The sequence below is a fragment of the Bradyrhizobium sp. CSS354 genome (genome assembly GCF_029051725.1).
Lineage (GTDB): Bacteria > Pseudomonadota > Alphaproteobacteria > Rhizobiales > Xanthobacteraceae > Bradyrhizobium.
On sequence record NZ_JAACFU010000006.1, the window covers coordinates 68,771 to 93,196 of the forward strand.

Genomic DNA, 24,426 nt, shown 5'->3' on the forward strand with positions numbered 1-24,426 from the left:
CGTGCTCAGTTCCACGAATATGCGAACTTGTCGTTCGCGATTGAGACGCGCGTCTGCTTGATCTCTTCCTTGGCAAGTGATTTTCTCAGGAACTCGCGCGACAGCTCCGGCAGCAATGTGTTGGTGATGATGTTGTCGATCATGCGCCCGCCGGAATCCGGATCGTTGCAGCTTGACACGATGTGCTCAACGACGGTGTCGTCGTAGCTGAAGGCCGCGTTGTGATTATCGCGTAGCCGACGGCCGATGCGGTCGAGCTGCAGCCGGACGATGCCGCCGAGCATCTCGTCCGAGAGCGGGAAGTAGGGGATCGAGACGATACGCCCGAGCAAAGCCGCCGGAAATACCTTGAGCAGTTCCGGCCTGAGCATTTTCGCGAGCTCTTCCGGTTCATTGCGGTACTTTGGATCGCGGGACAGCCCCATGATCAGATCGGTACCGACATTGGTCGTCAGGATGATCAAGGTGTTCTTGAAGTCGATCCGTCGTCCGTTGCCGTCCTCCATGACTCCCTTGTCGAACACCTGGAAGAAGATCTCATGGACGTCGGGATGGGCCTTCTCCACCTCGTCGAGCAGGATGACGCTGTATGGCTTGCGCCGGACCGCCTCGGTGAGGCGGCCGCCTTCTCCGTAGCCGACGTAACCGGGAGGTGCTCCCTTCAGGGTCGAGACGGTATGCGCCTCCTGGAACTCCGACATGTTGATCGTGATCATGTTCTGCTCGCCGCCGTAGAGCGTCTCGGCAAGCGCTAACGCGGTCTCGGTCTTTCCGACGCCGGATGGTCCGGCCAGCATGAAAACGCCGATCGGCTTCGACGGGTTGTCCAGCTTGGCGCGGCTGGTCTCGATACGTCTGGCGATCATCGTCAGCCCGTGGGACTGGCCGACGACGCGGCGGTTGAGGATCTCCGGTAGCTTGAGCACGGTTTCGATCTCGTCCCGCATCATCCGACCAACCGGGATGCCGGTCCAGTCGGACACGACGGACGCTACCGACTGCTGGTCCACATGGGCATAGACCATCCGTTTTTCCGGATTGATCCCCTCCAGCGTCTCGAACTTGCCGCGCAGCTCCGCTCGTTTTGCATCTGAATCTTGATCTTCCTTGGGCTCGGACAGGATGTCACGAATGCTGCGGATGTCCTTGACGAGCTCCTGCTCCTTGGCCCAGTCAGCCTCCAGCGCGGTTAGCTTTTCTTTCAACGCGGCGATATCGCTGTCGATCGTAGCGACGCGCTCGCCGTCCTCGATGCCCAGATCGCGGTCGCTGACCAGCGCGGATTTCTCAGCTTCGCGAGCCGTGATCGCGACACGCGTGTCCTCGATCAGGGCCGGCGTGGCGCTCTGGCTGATCGCCACGCGGGCCGAGGCGGTATCGAGCAGGCTGACGGCCTTGTCCGGCAGCTGTCGGGAGGGAATGTAGCGGTGCGAGAGGTTGACGGCTGCAATGATTGCGGCGTCGGAAATGCGGACACCGTGGTGCTTTTCCATTGGGCCAAGAAGGCCGCGCAGCATCACGCAACAGGTCTCGACATCCGGTTCGTCGATCTGGATCGGCTGGAAGCGTCGCGCGAGCGCCGGGTCCTTCTCGATGTACTGGCGATATTCTGCCCAGGTTGTAGCTGCGATCGTGCGCAGCGTGCCACGGGCGAGTGGAGGTTTCAGGAGGTTTGCCGCATCGCCGGTGCCGGCTGCACCGCCGGCGCCAATCAAGGTATGGGCTTCGTCGATGAAAAGGATGACCGGGGTGGGCGAGCTCTGCACCTCGTCGATCACCGAGCGCAGCCGCTGCTCGAACTCGCCCTTCATCGAGGCGCCGGCCTGCATCAAGCCGATGTCGAGGGCGCAGAGCCGGACATTGCGCAGCGGCGGCGGTACGTCCCCGGCGGCGATGCGTTGCGCGAATCCTTCCACTACCGCCGTCTTGCCGACGCCGGCTTCGCCGGTAAGAATCGGATTATTTTGCCGCCTTCGCATCAGAACGTCTATCAACTGGCGAATCTCTTCGTCCCGCCCCAGGATCGGGTCCATCTCGCCCGATTTGGCCTTCGCTGTGAGATCCTGCGAGAAACGGTCGAGCGGTGTCGTGCCTTTCGGGCTGGTCTGATCCGCGCCGTCCGTGCCAGCGCCTACAAGACCCGAGCCGTCCATGGGCCGCATGGTCTCCTCGTCGGAGCCGGCCCAGATGGCGCGACGCTCGGCGGCCAATGCTTCGACGTTGACCTTGGCGAATTCCTGGGAGAGGTTGTTCAGCGCGCGACGGATGTCGTTCGACTTCAGCCCAGCCACGAGCAGGTGGCCGGTGCGGATCTGGGTTTCGCCGAAAAAGAGCGTGGCGTAGTGCCAGCCACGATCGAGGAGATCGATGACCGGATTGGCGATACCCGGCATGTCTGTTTCGTTCTTCCGAAAGCCATTGATCGCGCCGGCAAGTTCCGACAGCAACCGCCCCCGGTCGAGCTTGTAATGGTCCACCGAGAGGCTTACGTCTGTGCGCTCCTGCTGCAGGATATGAAACAGCCAGTGCGCAAGCTCGACGTTGCGGTTCCCGGCGCTCTTGGCATGGCGAAGAGCCTGTATGAAGGCGTCGTAACCGGCGCGGTTCAGTTTGCCCGTTACGGCTTCAATACTGATGTCGGTCACGGCGGCCCCTCCTGCTCAATTGCTCCGCCGATGTTTGACACCCAACGGAAATTGGCGCGAATCCCATGACATTGGGACGATCGGCGCGGTCGATAGGTTCAAATTGCCGAGGCATCGGCTGCGGCGTTCCGGCGGGCTCGCAGGCGCTCCCCGAGCTGAAAGCGGGCATCGCGGCGATATTCTTCAGTGGAGGTCCAGTTCGGGGAGACCCAGGTGGTCCATCCAAGCCGTCCGCTCTGCCCTAGTCTGACGGGGACGACCTCTCCTGCTGGAATGGCGAGCTCGACCTCCCACTCCAGTTCGTCGCCAACGTAGAAGAAAACGGCGTCGGCCAGCGGCTCCGACAAGTTGCGCGCTTCGGTCGGCAGGAACTGCTCGTACTGGACAAAATTCTTGACGAAGACCCGAACCCTGATCTTGTCTTCGACGCTGAACACGCGTGAGCCGAGAAGCGCGTCCCGACCGAGGCTGGCATGCGCCTCGCCGAGCCGGCTGCAGTGACTTGGATCGAACGCAAGCCAAGTGCCGACAAACTCGTCGATCTCGACCTTGACGTCGAACAGTCCCTGCAAGAACCGCGTCAGCCGTGACGCACATTTCGTCCTCGGGGCGACCAGTCCGACGAAGCTGAGCTTCGCCATGTCGGGTACGGTGTCCCGATTGGCGAAAACGTCTGAGCCGAGGCCGGCGAAGGAGCCGACATAGGCGATGAAGCGATCATCCGCGGGACGGTCGTGCTGCGCGATCGGCCGGGCGTCGGCCCAGGCACGAAAGAAGAGCTGCAGGAACCGGCCGTTGAGCAGGTCAAGAAAGCGCGGGAAGGCGTCGTCCCGCATCAGCCACCAGCTCAGACTTTCATCGGTCGTGGCAAGTGGCAGCGCACCTTGCGGACCCAGGAGGCCGAGAAACTTGACGAGGATTCTGAGCCGGCCATTCTGGTCGTCGACTACGGCAAGATTAGAGGCAGGGAACTCGAGGTAGGGCACTTGGCCGAGATCGACGTACTCCTCGCGGCGGGCGGCGCTGTCACCGATCCGAGGTCGATCCGGATTGGCTCGCTCGAGCTGACGCAGGGTATTGAAGAAATCGAACCGCCAGGGTTCGGTCTTCATCTGGTCGATCAGCGTCACAGTGGTCTCCGCGTGCCCATGCGCGGTGGCCACCGCATGATCTCGCCACGCTCCGGCGTCGAGACGATCGTTTGGGTGAAGGTGTTGAAGCCTGAATAGTCGGCGAAGAAGCGCTCCAGCACAGCTCCGAGCAGGAACACGCCGCTCCCCTCGAACGCCTTCTCGTCAAGTGTGACAGTGATCTCCAGGCCGCGCGCGGCACCGCTCCCGGTGCGCTCCCGCACCCGTCGCACGACGGGCCGGCTTTCGATGCTGCGCACGCCCCGGATCTTGCGTTCGGTGGCGTCGTCGTACTGGTCGGCAAACAGGGACAGCATCTCGCGTAGCGCTCCTGCGTTCTTGCCGCCGTTGCGCTCGACGAGGCCGAGATAGTTCAGGCTCAGCATGTTGATCAGCCGCCAACTGACGATCCCGCTGTTGGCGATTTCGCTGCGACTGCGCAACTGGGCGACCACCGGCTCGCGCGGCCGGGTTGGACCAGCAACGCACACCAGGTCGAGGGACGTGTCGTCCAGCAGGTGGAAGTCGGCGCCGCTCGCGCCGACCGGCAGGTGCTCAGTGAGGTGCCGATTGGAACACAGCGCTCGGACGCTGAGCTCGGCGGCCGAGTTCTGCCCGTTCAATTCGCCGGGCTCGAGCAGCGATAGAAACATGTCCGTCCCGGTGTAATCGGAAGATGAGCCGTACGTCTTCTCTTCCACCGTGCGGCGCCGGGGCAGGCGGCGGACGGTGAAGTAAAGCCCCTGTGCGCTGGTTTGGTCGACGCTTGCCGAATACAGCGGGCGTACCAGCCGCTTGTCCTTCTCCGCCGGGAAATGCGCGTAGACTTCGAGGACCTGGTGCGGCTCGTATTCGAGATAGCGACTGCGATCCGGCACCACGTGATATTCGTGGGTGTTCGACTTGACGGGGATTCGATCACTCGTCTTCTCGAACAGATTGATCGCCGGTGCGGTGTAGAGCCTGAAGCTATCGGAACGCACCGCGGCGGCGAGCCGAGAATTGTGTTCATCGAAGGCGAAGACGATATCGATCGACTTGCTGCGCAGGCGCGGCATCACGCTGCGGAGTCCGGTCAAGTGAACGCCAAGGAACTTGCGCGGAAACATGAAATATTCCCGGAGCAGCTCTGAGCCGCGAAAGACGCGGTTGTCGTGCGGAAACAGCGACTCGGTTTCGTCGAAACCGATCTGCTGCACGCAGTCGTGCGGTGCGCGCGTCACCACCGGATCGCCGAAATCGTCGAGATGTCGGAAGTAGACGCCCTTGCAATTCGATATCAGTTGTTCGTAGAGCGCTATGCCATCTGATTCCGCACCGACGAGATAGATCGGGAGCTCGCTCATGCGGCAGCCCGCAAACCAGGTTTCCGGCTTTGTCCGAGCCTCTGCATCCGACAGTTCCTCGTCAACCTGGGCCGCGGTGCGGTGGGTCAACGACAGCCTGAGTCCGGCGATGACGTCGCCTCCGACCGGGATTCCGAGTGCCTGCAGCGCGCCCGCCGTCGAGAAGTATTCGGCGCCTGTGATGTCGAACGGCCAGAGCGTGATATCGCGGCAAAGTCGAAATCGGCAGGCGAGGCTTCGCTCTCTCTCGCGGTAGGTGGCGTCGAAATAGGCGCCGCGCGCGATCTTTTTGCCGTCGCGCAGCGCCGGGTCGGCATAGGGCGGTCCTGCTGCGACCAGCATGGCCGACGGGGTAGGGGCAAGGTAGTTCGGAACCAGCTGTTCCAGCAGATTCGAGGTGAATTCCGGAAATTCGTGCTTTAGCTTCAACTGGACACGGGCGGCAAGAAACGCCGCGCCTTCCAGTAGCCCGGTGATCATCGGATCCGAGCGGTCTCTGATCAGGCCGCCCAGGCGTTCAGCGATGCCGGGATACTCCTCGGCGAAATCTCCTGCCTGCTCGTACAGCAGGGACAATTCGCGATTGTAGAAGTCCAGGAATTCGCGATTCATGCTAAAGTCGGTTGATCTGGATATCGCCGCTGTCGAGCTCGACGTCGGCGACGAATTCCACGGGAACGTTGAGCGGTTCAGCTTTCAGATCGGCGTGAACGATGAAGCGCAGCTTGAGCTGCTCGGGTCCGATCGAGGCGTCGCGGCGGACCCGGATTGTCTTGCGATCGAGCCTTGGTTCATAATTGAGCAGTGTGGTGCGCAGCGAGTTGCTGAGCTCGTCGTCCGTGACCTCGTCGATCGAACGATTGGCGATGTCGGGAAAGCCATAGTTCAGAATCGACGTTCGTACGCAATCCCGGCCGCTCATGTCTAGCGTCGATTCGAGAGCGATTGTATTGAGGAGCGTTTCGACGTCATGGGAGACCTCGCGCCGGAGGAGTGCCTCCGAGATCGGATGGCGTCCTGTGCTGCGCCGGCCTGCGATAATCCGTTCACCGGACTGATCGCGCAGATCGAGCTTCTTGCGCGCATCACGCGCTTCATGCGCCGCGCGAAAGGCGAGCATCAGCGGCGGAGAGAGCCGATCCTTTTTTGGCGTAAGCGTCAATCTGGTCCCCATGACGTTCGGCGCCTATGCCGCTTCGAAGGCGGCAATCGGCGTCGCACTTGACGTATCGTGGCCAGGCACCCGGCCGTAACCGGGGCCATTCGAAGGATGCAATTTGGGATATCGCCGCATGGCGCCGGTGACCGCTATTGGCAACCGGCGCCAGGCGAGGGGCCGAAGATCATGCCCATTCCTTGTTGGCAGGAACGTCCCAGCCGAAGGTCGGCGAGGCGCCGGCGGCACCCTTGTCCGTCTGGGTCTTGTAGGTCATCTTGACCTTGGCGAAGTTCAGACTCACGTTTTCGGTTAGGCGCTCTTCGCCGTGCGATCCGCCGGTCGACACGCTGGAGACCAGGACGTGCTTCATCTCGATCTTCAGATACTCCAGCGGGTTCTCGCCAGCCTTGCGCACAGTCAGGATCGCCGTTTCGATGTGCTTTCCGTTCGCGCAGACCTTAAACAATTCCGGGGTGGCCTTGTCCACGAAGTGCGTGAAGTGGAGATCCTGGATGTTGACCTTGCCGGCGCCGCCTCCGGATCCGCTGTGGAATGTACCGGCCTGGCTTTCGCCGAACGACCAGCTCAATACATCAATCTCGTCCTTGTGCTTGTCATCCAGCGACTCGCCCTTGATGGGATCGAGTTTCAAGAAAATATCGACAGCCATAGCTTAGTCCTCTCAAAAATCTGCAATTGACAGTTGCGATGATGTGGCGTCAGGAGCTCGGGCCTGGTAGGCGCGACACAAGACTGAGGCCGACGTCCATCGCTTCGAGTTGGAAGTGTGGACGGAGAAAGAAGCGTGCGTTGTAATATCCCGGGTTCTCCTCGTTTGCTATGACCTCGACCTTCGCTGCGGCCAGCGGCTTGCGCGCTTTCTGAGCTTCTGACGATAGGGCTGGGTTGGCATCAACGTACTCGTTGATCCAGGTTTGCAGCCAGACCGTCAGCTCATCCTTTTCCTTCATGGATCCGATCTTGTCGCGAACCATGCACTTCAGATAGTGCGCAAAGCGGGACACTGCGAACATGTAGGGCAGACGTGACGACAGGTTGTCAGACGCGGTTGCATCCACGCCTTTCTCGCCGAAATACTTCTTCGGCTTGTAGAGCGACTGCGCACCGATGAAAGCCGCCTTGTCGGTGTTCTTGCGATGGATCAGCGGGATCAAACCCGCCTTGGCGAGTTCATGCTCGCGACGATCGCTGATCGCGATCTCGGTTGGACATTTCAGGTCCACGCCGCCGTCGTCGGTCGGGAAAGTGTGCGTGGGCAGGTTGATGACCTCGCCGCCGGACTGAACACCGCGGATGCGGGTGCACCAGCCGAACTCCTTGAAGGCGCGATTGATGTTGACAGCCATCGCGTAGGAGGCGTTGATCCAACCGTACTTGTCGCCGGTATGCCCGTCGGTTTCTTCCTCGAAGGCGAATTCTTCCACCGGCTCCGACTTGGCGCCGTAGGGAAGGCGACCCAGCACTCGCGGCATGCAAAGGCCGAGATAGCGCGAGTCATCCTGATCGCGGAGACCTTTCCAGGCCGCGTATTCCGGCGTGTCGAACACCTTGCCGATGTCGCGGGGATTGGACAACTCGGTCCATGAATCCATGCCCATCAGCGTGGGCTCGGCTCCGGCGAAGAAGGGAGCGTGCGCGGCGCCGGCGACCTTGCTGAGATCACGCATCAACTGCACGTCGGTCGGCAGATGACTGAAATAGTAGTCGCCGATCAAGCAGCCGAACGGCTCGCCGCCTAACTGGCCGAATTCGTACTCGTAGACCTGCTTGAACAGCGGGCTCTGGTCCCAGCGGGCGTCTGGATATAGCCGCAGGTTGCGATAGAGCTCGGTCTTGGAGACATTCATCACGCGAATCTTGAGATTGGCGTCCGTCTCGGAATTGAAGACGAGGTAATGCAGGCCGCGCCAGGCGCTTTCGATCGCTTGGAACTCGGGCGCATGAAGAATCTCGTTCATCTGCGCGGTGAGCTTCTGGTCGATCCGCGCGATCATCTCCTCGATGGTGTCGAGGACATCCGACTTGATGACGCTCGTGTCCTTCAACGCCTCCTGAACGAGCGTGGATACCGCATTCTCGACTTCGGTCGCAGCGCGTTCCGTGCGGGGCTTGAAGCTCTGCTTGAGTAGGTTCGCAAACTCGTCGGCCTCGGCGGTCCCGACCTGAGTGACGTTCGCCTTTTGACCAGCTTCTTTTGCCATGGTCCCCAGTCCTTCTCTTTATTTCTATTTCTCGGCGTCGGGTTCGGTCGGTTGGCTCGCTGTCCGTTCTTTCAGCGCGGCCATCAGCTGCGGATCGCTAAGGAGCTTCTTCAGCTGATCCTCGGCAGCCACCTTGCCGTCCATGTAGCGGAGCAGGTTGGCGAGCTGTTCGCGGGCCTCCAGCAGCTTGGCCGTGGCTGGAACCTGTCGGGCGACCGCTACGGGTGAGAAGTCGGCCATCTTGTTGAAGCGCAGGCTGACGGAAATCTTCTCGTCGGCCGCTTCGCTTAGGCGGTTGGCCACGCGGGCTGTCACCCCGGGCTGGATGGCCGCCATGCGGTTGTCGAAATTGTCCATGTCGAATTCGAGGAACTTGCGCTCCTCGACCTTGGGTTTCTCCACGCCAGCGTTGTTGCCGGAAAGGTCGGAAAGGACGCCCATCACGAACGGCAACTCGATCAGCCGCTCAGCGTCGTAGGGATCTTCGTAAGTGATGTGAACGCGCGGTGCGCGGTTACGACGGATGAATTTTTGACCGCTGTCGGTAGCCATGGTTCCCCTCTTTGCGAAATCATTGAGAAGCCGGTTTGCCGCGACGCAGGTTACAAGAGCAGCTCAACTTGCGGTCGGCAAAATCTGTATGTCCTGTTAGTGACGTCGAGCGAAATGCGGGTTCAATACGATTTGTCGATTGTCTTGAGCGCGCCCTCGGGCAGGACGTCATTCAAAAGGCTGAGAAAGTCTCGCTGTGCCAGTTCGCGCGCGCGGTCGACCAAAAAGGGAATAGGGCTCGACGGTTCTGCGGTCCGGAAAAATGCGGCCACTTTGGCCAGCATGCCCAAGGCCTGTGCTCTATTTTCTGCAGAGAAAACAGTATCTTGAACTTCGCTCTCGATCCCGGACGAGGATGGGGTGGCAAGCTCCGCCATCCGTTCGATGGGCAGGTCGAAGAACTTGTCTCGCCCGATATTGATCGCGGCGCTCTCTACGTGGGCGGGCACCAGCATTCGCATCACTTCGATAAAAGATTTACCAACCATCTCCTGCGCCTGACGCACCAGCAGCAGGGCGGGATTCGACGGTTCCATTCGGGCGAAATAGTCCGCGGCGGCGGCAAGTGCCGCGGTGGCCTGCCCCGACGACGTCAGCGCACCGGTTGCCTCAATCGGGTGTTGCGTGTCGGATAGTTCAGCGTCGTCTGACGGCGCAGCCACAACGGCGCTCGGGTCACGCTCCGCGACGAGACCCGCAAGCCAGGCGGCCATGCCATTGACGACGCCGGAGACCCTGTCGAGGCTGATGGGTTGCCCCGAGTTCAACTTTTCGTGCCAGATCGTCTTGATGCCTGCAATTTCGGCAGCGACTGCCGAACAACGTGCACTCACCGCCCTCAGGGTCTCGAGATCTGTGTCGTCAATGATCCGCTCGATCATTGCAAGATCGGGACCGTCAGTGTCGGCGCCACCAGCGGGAATTTCTCCCTTGGCAACCTGATAGGCACGGTAGTTGAGGGTCCCCTGTCTGCGATTTTCGATCAGCGGCAGGAATTGGAGGGGATTGATCACGGTCGGAAACACGTCGATCGCTTCGATCGTGACTGCGCGAAGAGCGTAGTCGCCGTCTTCGGCCCTCGGATGTACAGCTTCCCACTGCTCCCTAAGCAACGTGGTCGTCGCCTTCAGGCAATTGAGAAAGCCGTCAAGATCCCGGTTGAGGATGGAGAACTTGGCCAGCAGCATGTTCAAACGCAGATCGCGGGTGCGCGCCAGAAGAGGTCGTGCGGCCGCAAACTGGCCCGCGACGTCGATGGCCTTCGGATCGAAGCGCCCGCGATCTCCATTGGCGTTGACCACCTCGAAGTACGACATCGGAAGCAGCGATTCCGCACCTGCGAAGAAGTTGAGGTACTGAACGTCCCCACTTGCCTCGAGATCGGGCCCGCAGGGATCGTCCGCGGCTACGGGCTGGGTCAAGGAGGCGACGTCGAGCATGATCGTCCATCTGCTGGGCCCCCGCCGAACCCCGTGACGTACCCAGGAGCGCGGGAGGGACTATGATCCGATTGTCTTATGGGTCAGATGCCTGGCGGTCCCGGTTCATTCCCGGTGATCATGACAGTTTCGCGTGAACCAGCAAGCTCTTGGAGGCGACTACTTGAAGGCCTGGGTGGTTCTGTACGGCTGCTGTGGCGCGTCAGGATGCCAACCCCGGACGGACTTACCGGCCTGCCAGCAGCGGCCAGATGTCCGTGGTTCTTGCATGACCGTCTGATCTGCTCTTTGGAGCCGATCATGCGGCCGACGAGGGAGTTTAACGCCCACATGGGCCAGCTTACCCAAGATACCCGCCTCTGCGAGCTCAAGACGCCACTCGGCAAGGACGTTCTGGTTTTCGTCGGATACGAGGCTTCGGAAGGTCTCAGCGAACTCTTCGAGTATCGTATCGAATGTCTCAGTGAGGACGCCGATCTCGACTTCGACCGCGCAATCGGTCAGCAGTGCACGCTGAAGATAAAGCTTCATGAGAAGGAGCGCGAGTTCAGCGGCATTCTCACCGAAGCGCAATGGCTTGGGGTGAAGAACGACTATTTCAGCTACAGAATCGTGCTTCGGCCCTGGTTATGGCTGCTATCGCGAACCACCGATTGCCGGATATTCCAGGACAAGAAGGCGCCCGACATCATCAAGGAGGTCTTCAACGATCGCGGCTTCACCGACTACGAATCGAAGCTGACCGAGGAAGGTTCCTGTCCGAAGCTCGAATATTGCGTTCAGTACCGCGAAACCGATCTGAATTTCGTTTGCCGATTGATGGAGCAGCACGGCATCTACTACTTCTTCAAGCACGAGGGCGGCAAGCACACGCTGGTACTGGCGGACTCAAAATCGTCGCACAGTCCGATCAATGGACTCGCCTCGATCCCATACATACCGCTGACGGGTGCCGACCGGCGAGGCGAGCAACACATCTACGAATGGGTCTCGGAGCGCAGGTTTCGGACCGGCAAGGTCGAGCTCAACGATTACAATTACCAGAAGCCCAACGCGCAGATGATCAGCGACGCCAAGGGCAACGAGCATTACTCCCGATCAGAAATGGAATTTTACGACTATCCGGGGAAGTTCAAGGAAAAATCCGACGGCGAGCGCTACGCGAAGATCCAGCTTCAGTCCGAGCAAGCCATGGACCGGCGGCGCCGCGGCAACGGTGATGCAGTCAACCTGTTCCCCGGTGGATTGACTAAACTCGAGAAGCATCACAAGGACTCGCAGAACGTCGAATATCTGGTGGTACGAGCCACCCATTCGTTCTCGATCGAATCTTACCGCACGGGTGGTCCCAGCGACGCCGGTCAGCACGTCTATTTCGGGAGCTACGAGTTCTTGCCGAGCGACCGTCCGTTCCGGGCGCCGATGTTGACGCCGAAGCCAAGGATTAATGGTGTCCAGACCGCCAAGGTGGTAACCAAGGACGACAATTCGAGCGAGGAGATCGACGTCGAAAACCTCGGCGAAATCTATGTACGGTTTTTCTGGGACCGGAAGAAAAAGCGGTCTTGCCGGTTGCGCGTTGCTCAGGTCTGGTCCGGCAAGAAATGGGGCGGTCAGATCATTCCGCGCGTCGGACAGGAAGTGGTCGTCGAATTTCTGGAAGGCGATCCGGACCGGCCCCTGATCATCGGCACCGTCTATAACGACGAGTACAAGCTGCCCTATGACCTGCCGTCTAAGAAGACGATCGCGGGATTGAAGTCCGATTCGACCAAGGGCGGCGGCGGCTACAATGAGTGGAATTTCGAGGACAAGAAGGGCTCCGAGAAGATCACGGTGCATGCCGAGAAAGACCATGACGTGACGGTCCGCGACACCGAGACGCGGACCATCGGCGAAGCCGCGCTCGGCGGCGACACCCGCAAGACGACCCTCGTCAATGGCAACGACAAGCTCGATATCGAGTTGGGCGGTCAGCATATCAGTATGGCGATGGATCAGTCGGTCACCGCAGGCCTAACCATCACGCTCATGGCCAACGTCAACATCACGCTGCAGGTCGGCCCCAGCCAGATTATCCTGACGCCTGGGGGCATCGTCATCAACGCGCCGACCATCGCGATGACGGCGCAGGGAGCCATGGCGCTAACAGCCGGGGGCCCGCTGGGTGCCCACGGCCTGCCAACCCTTGTCGGTTGAGTGCTATGAGCCAAGTTAGGTTCGGTGCGGTGCGGGATCTCTTTCAGGCCTACCCAATGGCGCGCCATGACGTCGGCAGGGCCGAGCCCGACATGCCTTCACTCGATTTCCTGCAGGACGCCACCGATGCGTGCAATTGGAACGGGGCCGTCTCCTTCTGCGCTTATCTGCTGCCCCGGCGCGTCGCCGTTGCCTGGGGATGCCGCTCGTTACGGCGGATGTTCGACCATTTCGATGCCAACGACGCCAGGTCGCTGAACTACGTCGAGGCCTGGGTCAGGCAGCCCGACGAGCAGTCCCGGAACAAGGCGTTGGCCGTCGGCAACGCCAACGATCCGGAACAGCCGGCGACATGGCTTGCGCTGGCGGCCGGATGGTCTGGCGGAAGCGTGGTCCCGGCGGAATTTGCGCCGGTCGAGGCCAAGCCCGATCAAGCTGCACGCGCGGTACGCGCGGCCCTGCTGATCGCCCTTTGCCGGCTCCCCCGCGAGTCCCGGGACCGGATAATGACGGCATGCCTAGAGGATGGTATTCAGTTGGCACGCGGCGAACCGCGCCCGCCGCGCTAACGAGACGAAGAGATGGTGCTTCGCTTCAATATCGAGAACGAATCGAACCTTCCGGACGGTGGCCCTGTATCATTTACGGTCACCGGCAGGCGCTCGGTCGATATTGGCCGTGACCGTCATCTTGACTGGACGTTGCCTGATCCGGCTCGGACGATCTCCGGAAAGCATTGCGAGGTGCATTTTCGCGATGGCGGCTATTGGCTGCATGACGTCTCGACGAACGGCACCTTTCTCAATGGCGCCGACCAGCGAATGCGGGCACCGCACCGGCTGCGTGACGGAGACCGGCTCACCATTGGCCACTACATCATCGGGGTTTCACTGGAGGATGAGGCGGGCGGGCATCCGCAGGACCGCGAGGCACAGCAGCACGTTCCTCTCGTCCAGCAACATGCCGATTATCAGGAATTGTGGGCGGCCGATCGCGACGTACCGCCGCCCATCGATCCGCAGCAATTGAAGAAGCCGCGCGAGGCGGCGCGACCCGTCAATCCGGAGTTTCTGGATTGGGCGGCGAGCGTCCCGTCGCCGGGCGTGGATCCCTTTCGACGACCACCGCCGACGTCGCCGTACCTGTCTTCCGCGCAGGACGACATGAGCTGGGCCGACGGCCCGGTCGCCGCACCGAAAGCCCCCATCGAACCGCCGCCCGCGATGCCGACCCCGCGCCGGCCCTCGGTGTGGGCCGATGCTGAAGCGGCGCCCGTCCAGCCGCCGCCACCGCCATATGTCGAGCCGTCGCGACCGGCGCAGGCGATGGACGAAACGCCGGCGCCCGCCATGACGGCCGGCGGTGCCGACTTCGCGCGGCTGGTGGCACGCGCCGCCGGATTGCCCGACAATTTCTTTGCGAACACGACCGATGCCGAGCTCGCCGGACAGCTTGGTAGCATCTTGCGCATGACCGTGGACAATCTGATGGCGCTGCTGCAAGCGCGAACTCAGGCCAAGCAGCTGACGCGCAGCACCAGCCAGACCACCGTTCAGGCGATTGAGAACAACCCGCTGAAATTCTCGCCCACCTCGGAAGATGCAATGCGGATTTTGTTCGGGCCCAAGACGAGGAGCTATCTCGACGCGCAACGCGCCTTTGCGCAGGGTTTCAGCGACCTCAAATCACATCAGTTGAAGACGTACATGGCGATGCAGCACGCCGTTCACGAGCTCATCACCGGCATCGATCCGACCCTCATTGCGCGCGAGCTCGAGCTTCAGCGCGGGGCCAAATCCTGGCTCGGTTCGAACAAGAGCAAATTGTGGGATGAGTTCATGACGCGCTGGAAGGCGCATCTCGGCCGCGACAACAGCGCGCCGATCGATACCTTTATGCTGTATTTCTCCGACTATTACGACCGCTCCGACAAAAGCGGTGCAAAGTGAACTAGCGGCGGCCGTCCGGTCGCCGACATTGCTAATGTGGATGTAGGAATGTCTTGGTACAGCAAGGTTTTCTGGTCGGAAGGTCTGTTTCTGCGGCCGCACCATTTGCAGCAGAATGATCGCTATGTCGAGCACTTGCTGGAAAAGCGCGTTCGTTACACGACGCCATACCCTTGGGGATTTGCCCAGCTCGAGATCAACACGGACCTCACTGAACAGAGTAAATTTGCGGTGCGCAACGCCTCCGGCGTCATGCCAGATGGCACGCCATTCGACATCCCAGCGGACAGCCCGATCCCGGACGCGATAGAGGTGCCGGATTCGGCTGCCGGCCAGATCGTTTGGCTGATGATGCCCGTCGCCGCACCGAACACGCGCGAAGTGGACGAAGATCGGACCGACAGCGCCAGCCGCTATGTTCGCACTTCGGAGACTTTCATCGACTCGACCTCCACGCTGCGCATCGAGGAAGAGATCGACATCGCCTATCCGCGGTTGTCATTCGAATTGCGCAAGACCAGCAAGCCAGGATACATGGGCCTCGGCATCGCGCGCATTCTGGAGGTGCGTGACAAGAACGTGCTGTTCGATGACAAGTTCGTGCCGCCGATGCTGGTCTGCGCCGCACATCCGATCATCGAGGGCTGGCTCAATCGCATCATCGGCTGGGTCGAGACCAAGCTCGATGAGCTCGCACGCTACGCGGTCGATCCATCGTCCGGAGGCGGATTGCAGAGCGTGGACTATCTGGTGCTGCAGGTCCTCAACCGCACCATTCCCGTGCTGACCCATTTTCAGCGCTCCGGAAGTATTCATCCCGAACGGCTGTACGAGGAGTTGCTGAGGTTCGCCGGTGAGCTTGCGACGTTTGCCACGCCGGAACGCCGCGCACGCAACTATCGGGCATACGATCATGATGACCTCGAAAACATTTTCACCCCCTTGGTAAGCGACATCCAGGACTTCCTGAGCGCGCGGCTTGGCCGGCGGGCGATCCGCCTTGAGATCATCGAGCGTGCACAGAATGCATTCGTGTCGCCGATCCGCGATCGGGCGCTATTCCGGAATGCGACCTTGGTGCTCGAAGTTGCGGCACGGCGGCCGCTCGTGGAAATCCAGAACGATTTCCCGCATCTGTTCAAGGTCGGCCCGAACACCAAGATGAACGAGATCGTGCACGCCAACTTGCCGGGGTTGACGTTGGTGCACTTGCCGACCCCGCCGCCGCACATCCGGGCCATCACCGATCACGTCTATTTCTATCTCGATCGCAAGTCGCCGCTGTGGCCCGAGTTCAGCACGGCGGCCTCGATCGGGATGCACTTCTCCGGCGACTGGCCGGAGCTTGAACTGTACCTTTGGGCGATCCTGGAAGATAGGCCATGAGCGACAGGGACAAGCCGGTCAATCCATTCGGTCGGGGGGAGCGGACGATCATCCGTCCCAATCCCGGCGGGAAATTGCCGCCGGCGCCTGCCGCCCAGCCGCCGGCGGGAGAAGGGCCTGCGGCACGCCCTGCCTATTCGCCGTCGCCCGTGCCGTCTCCCGGCGCCGCACCGTCGTCATCGTTTTCCCCGGTTCCGCAAGGCCCGAGCTACGCCGCCGCACCAACCAGCCACCCGTCGGAGGAATGGATATCGACCCCGACGCAACCCTCCGCGCAGCAAGCGATGCTGCCGCCCGGACCGCCTCTGCGCGTCGACGATCTGGTCGCGCCGAACGCCAATCCGGTGATGCGCGCCGCAGGGCCCTTGCTGCAACTGCTGGGCCGCTTGCGGGTGGCGCTTATGCGCGCTTCATTCGCAAGTCTGATGGAACAAGTGGCCGATGCCATAAAATTCTTCGAGAAGGACATCCGTTCGGCGGGCATCTCCGAGCACCAGGCCAATACGGCAAAATATATCCTGTGCGCCACCGCCGACGATATCGTGCAGCATATCCCGACCGAGGAGCGCCACGTCTGGACGCAATACTCGATGTTGAGCCGGTTCTTCGGCGAGCGGGTGGGCGGTGTCCGCTTCTTCGAGATCCTTGACCATTTGAAGGTTGATCCGCTGGTCAATTATCCGGTGCTCGAATTGCAGCATGCCTGCCTCGCGCTCGGCTTCCAGGGCATTCACCGCACATCGACGGGTGGGCTCGCCAACCTACAGGTGATCCAGCGCAACCTGTATGAAACGCTGCGCCGGGTCCGTCCCAAGACGATGAGCGACCTGTCGCCGAACTGGCGGGGGCAGGCGCTGGCGGCTCGCCGGCAGCGCCTCCGTGTTCCGGTTTGGCTGGTAGCGGCCGTGGCCGCCGCGCTGCTGACGGGCTCTTATTTCGTCTTGCGCACACTGCTGGCCGGCCGGTCAGAGAATGCCGCCGAGGTGGCGCTGGCCCTGCATCCAACTGATCCGATCGAGCTCAAACGCAAGGTGATCGCGCCGCCGCCGCCATCACCACCGCCTCCGCCACCACAGCCGGACCGCATCACCCAGTTGCAGCGCATCCGCAACGCGCTCGCCAAGGAGAATACCGCCTGCGCCATGACCGCGGACCAGACCGCGAGCTTCATCGTGATCAGGGTCTGTGACCTCGCACTGTTCTCGTCGGGCCAGGCCACCATCCTCGACGGCTTCAAGCCGATTGCGGTCCGGGTCGCTGCAACCCTCGACAAGGAGCCGGGGCGAATCCGGGTTGTCGGCCATACCGACAGTTCGCCGATCCGCACCGTGCGCTTCCCGTCGAACTTCGAATTGTCGGTCGAGCGCTCCAAGGCGGTCGCCGCGGCGCTGAAGCCCGGCCTGACGGATGGTTCGCGTGTCGACGTCGAGGGCAAGGGCGCGGACGCGCCGATCGCTCCCAACACGACACCTGAAGGACGCGCCAAGAACCGGCGTGTCGAAATCTTTATTGAACGCAGCGAATAGCTGCCACCACAGCTCACGCTGTTTGCGACAGGTACCGGTCAATGCTCGCCAAGGATATTATCCGCATCATTCTTTACGGAGTTGGGCTCAGCTCGCTCGGCTGCGTGATCTATTTCGCCGGTCCCTTCATCGCATTTGGCGACTGGCACCCACTCGAGAACCACATTATCCGCCAGATCGCAATTCTGCTGCTCACCACGGCGGCGGCTGGCATCGGCGGCTTCAGCTACTTCAAGCGACGCAAGAACGCCGAGAAGATCGCCGACGGGATCAGCGCGTCCGATCAGCCTGTCAGCGACGAACCGGTGCTCAAAGAGCGCATGAAGGATGCGCTCGTGACGCTGAAGACCGCAAGCGGAAACAAGTCGGGCTACCTCTACGATCTGCCCTGGTACGTCATCATCGGGCCACCCGGCGCCGGCAAGACCACAGCGCTGGTGAATTCCGGGCTCAAATTTCCGCTTGCACGCGGGGCAACGCCGGCGGCGATCGCGGGGGTCGGCGGTACACGCTACTGCGATTGGTGGTTTACCGAAGAGGCCGTGCTGATCGACACCGCCGGCCGCTACACGACCCAGGACTCCAACAGCAAGGCTGACAAGGAAAGCTGGCTGGCTTTTCTCGACATCCTGAAAAAAAGCAGGTCGCGCCAGCCGATCAACGGCGTTCTCGTCGCCATCAGTGTCGAGGATGTGCTGATGCTGCCGAAGCAGGAACTCGCGCTTCACGCCGACGCCGTCAGGATGCGCCTGCTCGAACTGCATCAGAGGCTCAAGGTCAGCTTCCCGGTCTATGCCCTCTTCACCAAAACCGATCTGGTCGCCGGCTTCACCGAATATTTCGCCTATCTCGGCGAGGCCGGTCGCCGTCAGGTCTGGGGCGCCACGTTCCAGACCGCCGACAAGACCCAGAATCTGGTGGGACAGATTCCGGTCGAGTTTGACCGTCTGCTGGAGCGCCTGAGCGAGGAGACGCTTGATCGTCTGCAGGACGAACCGACGCCGCAACACCGCGTCCAATTGTTTGGTTTCCCCGCGCAGATGGCGCGCCTCAAGCCCCAGATCCACGACTTCCTCAACCAGATATTCGAGCCGACGCGCTATCACGTTAATGCGAACCTGCGCGGGTTCTACTTCACCTCGGGTACCCAGCAGGGGACGCCGATCGACCAGTTGATCGGGTCGCTTGCGCGCACGTTCGGCGCCGAGGAGGTCGGTTCCGGATCCTATTCAGGAACGGGCAAGAGCTACTTCCTTGCCGATCTCATTTCCAAAGTCATCATCGGTGAGGCTGACTGGGTCTCGACTGATCGTGCTGCGGTCCGCCGCGCGCTGATCATCAAGACCGCGGCGCTGTCCTTGATCGGCCTTGTCTCGATCGGGCTGATCGCGGCGTGGTTGACGAGCTACAAGCGCAATTCCGACCTGATCGAGCAGAGCCTGCAGGCGGACAGCGAATATGCAGCCGCCGGGGCGCCGCTCATCAAGCAGACGCTGATCGACGACCACGATCTCGACAAGGTGTTGCCGCTGCTCTATCGGCTGCGCAACGCGCCCGCAGGCTACGGATTGCGCAACGAGGCGGTGCCCCTGTCGGCCCGCTACGGCCTCAGCCAGCATCGACGCCTGCTGTCGCCCTCCAAGGCCGCCTATCACGCCGCGCTCGAACGCATGTTCCGGCCGCGCCTGCTGTATCGCCTGGAGGAGCAGCTCAATGCACGCATCAACGAGCCCGCGTTCGTTTACGAGGCGCTCAAGGTCTACCTGATGCTCGGCGGCCTGCAGTCGCCGGACCGCGAGCTGATCCGCTCCTGGATGCAGCGCGACTGGCAGGACAACCTCTATCCCGGTGCAACCAACGCGGAGGGACGGCGCTTGCTCGATGAGAATCTCACCGCGATGTTCGACCTCGAGACGGAGCAGCCGCCGCTTGTCCAGCTCGACGGCCGGCTGATCAAGCAGGCGCAGAACTCGCTCGCGCGCCTCAGCGTGTCGCAGCGCGCGTACGAGTTCCTGAAATCCGAGGCGCGGTCATCAACCGCAGGCGACTGGATCGCCGCCCGGCGCGGTGGTCCTGATATGGCCATCGTGTTCGAAACGACGACGGGGCAGCGTCTGGACGCTGTGCGGGTGCCCCAGTTCTTTACGTATAGCGGCTTCGAGCAAAACTTCGTCGCGAAACTGCCGGGATTGTCGGAGCGTATGAAGAAGGAGCGCTGGGTGCTGGGCGATGCCGGCCAGCAATCGGCCATCGACCAGCAGTACGACAAACTCGCCGGCGACCTCTTGAATATTTATTCCAACGAATTTGTCACGACGTGGCGAACCGCACTGGGCAGCTTGCGTCTGAAAAAACTGCTCGCCGACAAGCCGAAATACGAGGTGCTGAGGGCTCTTTCCGCGCCAACCTCACCGATGCGGCAAATCCTGGAATCGGTGCGCGACGAGACGGTGCTGACCAAGGAACGGCCGAAGCCGGCGAACGCAGCGGCGCCTGCCGCGGCCGCGCCGGCACCGGCTCTTTTCACCAACGCCCAGGATGGACCGCCCGGGGCGACAATCGAAGCGCAGTTCAAGCCCTATCATGCGGTGCTGGAAGGCGACAGCACGCACCGTCCGATCGACTCGACCATCGCCAACCTGAACGATATTGCGCAGAACCTGACGCTGATGATCGAGAATCCACAATTGACCGCGCAGGCGACCGCTTCGCTTCAGACCCAGGTCGCAGCCCTGCGCAATAATGCCTCCCGCATGCCGCCGCCGTTCTCCGACATGTTGCGCGCGGCGGCTGCCGAGTTTGAAGGCAACATCGCGGCCTCGACGGCCGGACAGATTCTGCAGACCTTGCGCGATCAGGTCACGCCGGTCTGCCAGCAGACGGTGAGCAATCGCTACCCGTTCGTCCGCGGTAGCAATCAAGAGGTCCCGCTCGCCGACTTTGCCAAGGTGTTCAGTCCGAACGGCGTCATGGACAAGTTTTTTACCCAGTACCTCGCGCCTTACGCCGACACCTCGAAATCGGACTGGGCTTGGCGAAAGGAAAGTCCCGTCGGACGATCGTTCTCCTCCGACACGCTGAAGCAGTTCCAGAACGCGGCCTATATCCGTGATGCTTTCTTCCAGACCGGCGGCAGCGTGCCTGCAGTATCGTTCGCGATCCGGCCGCCGGGCGCATCCGGACCCGGCGTGACGGTGAAGACGGAGATCGGCGGTACTACAATAGCGAGCCCGATCACGCCGGGCGCGCCGACCGCCTCGCCGATGTTCGGCGGCGCGCAACCTCCGCCACCGCAACCGCAAAGCAACCCACCGACCACCGTGCTCTGGCCGGGCCCATCGCCGCGAACCGCGATTTCGGTGAGCAACGATACCGGAGCGCCATCCATTCTCGAGCGCATCGGCCCCTGGTCGTTGTTCCGGATGCTGGAGGCGGGCTCTTTGGCTGTGAAGGCGGAAAGCGCCAGTGCGACTTTCATCGTCGCCGGGCGGGAGCTCAACTATCAGATTTCGACCGGATCGTTGCGCAATCCCCTCAACCTGTCCGTGCTCCGCGAGTTTCGTTGCCCGACCGGAATATGACCATGCGTTGCGGACTATTCGGCAAGATCGGCGCCAAACGCGATTTCATCGCGATCGCAACGCCGCGCAGCTTCCTGGAAGCCTGGGAGCCGTGGGTGCAGGCTGGGCTGTCTGCAAGTCGCCATCAGCTTGGCTCGGGCTGGCAGCAGGCCTTCCTCACTGCGCCGGTGTGGCGCTTCTGGCTCGGCGCGGCGATCTGCGGCACCACGGTGACAGGGGCGATCATGCCTTCGCTCGATGGGGTGGGACGATACTATCCGTTGACGCTGCATGCGGTGAGCGACGAGATCGCCTTGTTGCCGCCGCCAGGCATCGACCCGCAGGATGAATGGTTCGCCAAGGCGGAGGCCTTTCTGCTCTCGACCCTGGACCGCGCCGCAACGTTCGAGCAGATCTCGGATTCGCTGGATCGTCTTTCGCTGCCGCGACTACAGCCATCGCTCTCCAATGGATCGGACGTGACCGCATTGGGCGCAACGGGGGTGGCAGCGCTTTCAGACGTCGGCGCGTTCGCCCAGTCGTTCACCACGCTTGCTGCCGCAAATCCGCAGATTCATGCCGCTGCCAGTTTCTGGTGGACCGCCGGTGGGGAAGGCTTTCCGTCAATGGCGCTGGCTTGTCGCGGATTGCCGGATCCGTTTCACTATTCCACACTGCTGACCGGCGATCTCGGCCGTACAGAATCCGGGACCGGGTGACGCGCGATGGTACAAGTCGCATCCTTGTTCGATGTTGGCAGCGTCACCCATGCAGGACGGGTGCGGACGCGTAACGAAGATTCCTGCCTGGTCCGGACCGATGTCGGCATGTGGGCGGTCGCAGACGGCATGGGGGGCCACGAGGCCGGCGATCTCGCGAGCCGCATCGTGGTGCAGTCGCTCGATGCAATAGGCATGACGGATTCCGCCGCCGACTTTCTGGCGGAGTGCGAGGAGCGGCTGTTCCGGGCGAACCAGGAGATACTGACGCTCAGCCGGGAACGGCAGGGCGCAACCGTCGGCACCACGGCGGCGGTTCTGCTCGTGCGCGACGGCTATTATGCCTGTATATGGGCAGGCGACAGCCGGGTGTACCTGATCAACCGCAGCGGCATCAACCAGGTGTCTCATGATCACAGCGAGCTGGAGGAACTGATTGCCGGCGGTGCGGTGTCGCGCGAGGACGTCAAGGACTGGCCGAGCAATGCGATCACCCGGGCAGTCGGCGTCGCCGACGATCCGGAGTTCGAGGTCGTGACAGGTCCGGCCGAGCCGGAAGATGTCTTTGTGATCTGCAGCGACGGCCTGACCAGGCATGTGCAGGACGACGAGATCCTGCAGTATGCAGCCATGCAGCGCGCGCAGGCGGCTTGCGATGATATGCTTACTTTGGCTCTGGACCGAGGAGGGCTCGACAACGTGACGATCGTAGTGGTGCGGCTGCTGACGCCTCGATCCTCGGAGCCGACGAGAACGCCCCTGGATCGGGAGCCGCAAGCATGAACTCCAACGATCCGTTCCGGTCGAACTATCGCGGTGTGCCGCCCGGCACCCGGCTCAACGGCATCTACGAGATCGAAGCGGTGATCGGTGCGGGCGGGATGGGCGAGGTCTACAAGTGCCGTGAGATCCAGACCGGATCGCCGGTTGCCGTGAAGATGCTGTTGCCCGACATGGTCGAAAACGAGGCGGCGCTTGCGCTGTTCCGGCGCGAGGCGGCGGCACTCCACAATCTTCCGCACGATGCGATCGTTCGCTATTTCCTGTTCACGGTAGAGCCTGTGCTGCAGCGGCCATATCTCGCGATGGAGTTCGTGAACGGCCGCTCGCTGTCGAACATGCTCGACGAAGGCCCGTTGACCTTCGAGGCGCTGGTGAAGCTGATGCAGCGTGTCGCGTCCGGGCTGGATGCCGCCCACGAGCATGGCATCATCCATCGCGACGTCTCTCCGGACAACATCATCGTCCCGCTCGATGATGTGAGGCGCGCCAAGATCATCGATTTCGGTATCGCGCGATCGACCCAGATGGGTGAAAAGACTATTATCGGCTCAGGCTTTGCCGGCAAGGACAATTACGCGTCGCCGGAACAGGTCGGGCTGTACGGCAATGAGGTGACCGCCAAATCCGACGTCTACAGCTTTGGCCTCGTGCTGTTTCATGCGCTGACGGGACAGAAGCTCGACATGGGCGGGAGCCAGTTTCAGCTGGTTGAGAAGCGCCGGCGCGTACCCGATCTCGGTGCGGTAGACATGCGCATCAGGCCTTTGCTGGAGCAGATGCTGCAGCCCGATCCGGCGTTGCGTCCAACCATGGCGGAAGTCGCCAGCTGGACGCCGACCGGTTTGGCTCGCACATCCACCGCACCGTTGTCCGGCTTCGATCCGCTGGCGCGGCCCGAAAGTGCCGCGCAGGTGCGACAGGACATGGCGCCATCGACCGCTCCAAGGCGGCGCGCCGCCTGGCTCGGTGTGAGCGTGGCAGCGGTGTTGCTTGTGCTCGGCGGGGGCGGGTATGCTTTATTCGAGCTGGTCCGGTCGGCGCCCGGCGTGCCCACTTTGCCGCCGCCTCCGAAGCTTGCGGGAACGATGTCGCCGACGAAGGCTGAACCCCCGCCAAAGCCCGAACGTCAGGAGACGGCGAAGCTGTCGCCACCGCCCACGGGGACACCCACTCAGCCCAGCGATGGGCCGGCTCGAGCCGACCGCATCCGCAAATACGTGGCCCAATATTCCGGCGGCGACTGCTTCTTCATCTTGCCGGTTGCGGTTAGTCAGACCGCCGCGGTGATCGAAGGTTTTGGTGCTTCGACGGCTCCGTTCGATACGTTCGACAAAGCTTTCAGGCGGGACCAGGGATTTGAGGCGTCAGTTGGTGTCAGGCAGGTGACCGAGGCACAGTGCCCCGCCGTCAAGTTCCTGAGCCAGCTCGGGAGCGATCAGACGCGGGTGCCGCGCATCACCTTGTCGGCGACGGAGCTAAAGGGAGGCGAAACCCTCAATGGCACCATCGAGAACTTCGCGAACCGCGTAGTGGAGCTGCTCATGGTTTCGGACCGCGGCGAGGTGCAGAGCTTGTCCTACCTTTTGAAGCCGGGGATCGACTCGCTTTCGTTCACACTCCCGGCACCGCGCGCGAACGGTCCGCAACTGCTGCTGGCTGTGGCCACGCCAAAGGTTCTTGACTCGTTGCGCCAGCCGCGACCGACAGCCGCTGATACATTCTTCCTGCAGGCGTTGAGCGATTCCCAGCGCAACCATGTGGCGATCACCGCGGCGGCACGCTACGTGTTGCTCACGAACTGATCAGCGCGC

At 61.9% G+C, this 24,426-nt stretch carries 17 protein-coding genes; 9 read left to right on the plus strand and 8 right to left on the minus strand.

Annotation, left to right across the window (positions count from 1 at the left end; translation table 11 throughout):
* Nucleotides 1-5 precede the first annotated feature (5 nt).
* From tssH to GWG67_RS16105, 8 genes are all read right to left on the minus strand, one after another.
* A complete protein-coding gene (gene tssH / locus GWG67_RS16070; protein ID WP_275170264.1) occupies nt 6-2,645 on the minus strand; it encodes a type VI secretion system ATPase TssH in 2,640 nt (879 codons plus the stop codon).
* 98 nt (nt 2,646-2,743) lie between these two features.
* The gene (gene tssG / locus GWG67_RS16075) at nt 2,744-3,808 is read right to left on the minus strand and encodes a type VI secretion system baseplate subunit TssG (RefSeq protein WP_275170265.1); all 1,065 of its coding nucleotides are present in this window, start codon (nt 3,806-3,808) and stop codon (nt 2,744-2,746) included.
* Nucleotides 3,772-5,733 carry a type VI secretion system baseplate subunit TssF gene (gene tssF, locus GWG67_RS16080; RefSeq protein ID WP_275170266.1) on the minus strand — a complete coding sequence of 654 codons (1,962 nt, stop codon included), beginning with the start codon at nt 5,731-5,733 and terminating at the stop codon, nt 3,772-3,774. Before tssF ends, tssG begins: the two co-directional genes overlap by 37 nt.
* A 1-nt stretch (nt 5,734) precedes the next feature.
* The gene (gene tssE / locus GWG67_RS16085; protein ID WP_275170665.1) at nt 5,735-6,241 is read right to left on the minus strand and encodes a type VI secretion system baseplate subunit TssE; all 507 of its coding nucleotides are present in this window, start codon (nt 6,239-6,241) and stop codon (nt 5,735-5,737) included.
* A 223-nt stretch (nt 6,242-6,464) separates the two neighbouring features.
* Nucleotides 6,465-6,950, minus strand: a complete 486-nt coding sequence (locus GWG67_RS16090) for a type VI secretion system tube protein Hcp (protein ID WP_275170267.1) — start codon at nt 6,948-6,950, stop codon at nt 6,465-6,467.
* A gap of 49 nt (nt 6,951-6,999) precedes the next feature.
* Nucleotides 7,000-8,502 carry a type VI secretion system contractile sheath large subunit gene (gene tssC, locus GWG67_RS16095; protein WP_027568116.1) on the minus strand — a complete coding sequence of 501 codons (1,503 nt, stop codon included), beginning with the start codon at nt 8,500-8,502 and terminating at the stop codon, nt 7,000-7,002.
* Nucleotides 8,503-8,526: 24 nt separating this feature from the next.
* A complete protein-coding gene (tssB, locus tag GWG67_RS16100) occupies nt 8,527-9,054 on the minus strand; it encodes a type VI secretion system contractile sheath small subunit (protein WP_211397493.1) in 528 nt (175 codons plus the stop codon).
* A gap of 122 nt (nt 9,055-9,176) precedes the next feature.
* A complete protein-coding gene (locus GWG67_RS16105) occupies nt 9,177-10,493 on the minus strand; it encodes an ImpA family type VI secretion system protein (protein WP_275170268.1) in 1,317 nt (438 codons plus the stop codon).
* A 330-nt stretch (nt 10,494-10,823) separates the two neighbouring features.
* Between GWG67_RS16105 and GWG67_RS16110 the strand changes: the two genes are divergently transcribed.
* Genes GWG67_RS16110 through GWG67_RS16150 form a run of 9 tightly spaced genes read left to right on the plus strand, consistent with a single transcriptional unit; the run spans nt 10,824 to nt 24,417 of the window.
* Complete coding sequence (locus GWG67_RS16110) at nt 10,824-12,692, plus strand: type VI secretion system tip protein TssI/VgrG (protein WP_342761043.1); 1,869 nt, start codon at nt 10,824-10,826, stop codon at nt 12,690-12,692.
* A gap of 56 nt (nt 12,693-12,748) precedes the next feature.
* Nucleotides 12,749-13,261 carry a hypothetical protein gene (locus GWG67_RS16115; RefSeq protein WP_275170270.1) on the plus strand — a complete coding sequence of 171 codons (513 nt, stop codon included), beginning with the start codon at nt 12,749-12,751 and terminating at the stop codon, nt 13,259-13,261.
* 12 nt (nt 13,262-13,273) lie between these two features.
* On the plus strand, nt 13,274-14,641 hold the full coding sequence (tagH, locus tag GWG67_RS16120) for a type VI secretion system-associated FHA domain protein TagH (protein WP_275170271.1): 1,368 nt from the start codon (nt 13,274-13,276) through the stop codon (nt 14,639-14,641).
* A gap of 48 nt (nt 14,642-14,689) precedes the next feature.
* Nucleotides 14,690-16,027 carry a type VI secretion system baseplate subunit TssK gene (tssK, locus tag GWG67_RS16125; protein WP_275170272.1) on the plus strand — a complete coding sequence of 446 codons (1,338 nt, stop codon included), beginning with the start codon at nt 14,690-14,692 and terminating at the stop codon, nt 16,025-16,027.
* A complete protein-coding gene (gene tssL, locus GWG67_RS16130; protein WP_275170273.1) occupies nt 16,024-17,553 on the plus strand; it encodes a type VI secretion system protein TssL, long form in 1,530 nt (509 codons plus the stop codon). The genes tssK and tssL overlap by 4 nt, the downstream gene beginning before the upstream one ends.
* 41 nt (nt 17,554-17,594) lie before the next feature.
* On the plus strand, nt 17,595-21,134 hold the full coding sequence (tssM, locus tag GWG67_RS16135) for a type VI secretion system membrane subunit TssM (RefSeq protein WP_275170274.1): 3,540 nt from the start codon (nt 17,595-17,597) through the stop codon (nt 21,132-21,134).
* Nucleotides 21,131-21,832, plus strand: coding sequence for a type VI secretion system-associated protein TagF (gene tagF, locus GWG67_RS16140; protein WP_342761039.1), 702 nt, complete (start codon nt 21,131-21,133; stop codon nt 21,830-21,832). The genes tssM and tagF overlap by 4 nt, the downstream gene beginning before the upstream one ends.
* Nucleotides 21,833-21,838: 6 nt before the next feature.
* Nucleotides 21,839-22,615 carry a PP2C family serine/threonine-protein phosphatase gene (locus GWG67_RS16145; RefSeq protein ID WP_275170276.1) on the plus strand — a complete coding sequence of 259 codons (777 nt, stop codon included), beginning with the start codon at nt 21,839-21,841 and terminating at the stop codon, nt 22,613-22,615.
* Nucleotides 22,612-24,417 carry a serine/threonine-protein kinase gene (locus GWG67_RS16150; RefSeq protein WP_275170277.1) on the plus strand — a complete coding sequence of 602 codons (1,806 nt, stop codon included), beginning with the start codon at nt 22,612-22,614 and terminating at the stop codon, nt 24,415-24,417. Before GWG67_RS16145 ends, GWG67_RS16150 begins: the two co-directional genes overlap by 4 nt.
* The last annotated feature ends 9 nt before the right edge of the window (nt 24,418-24,426 follow it).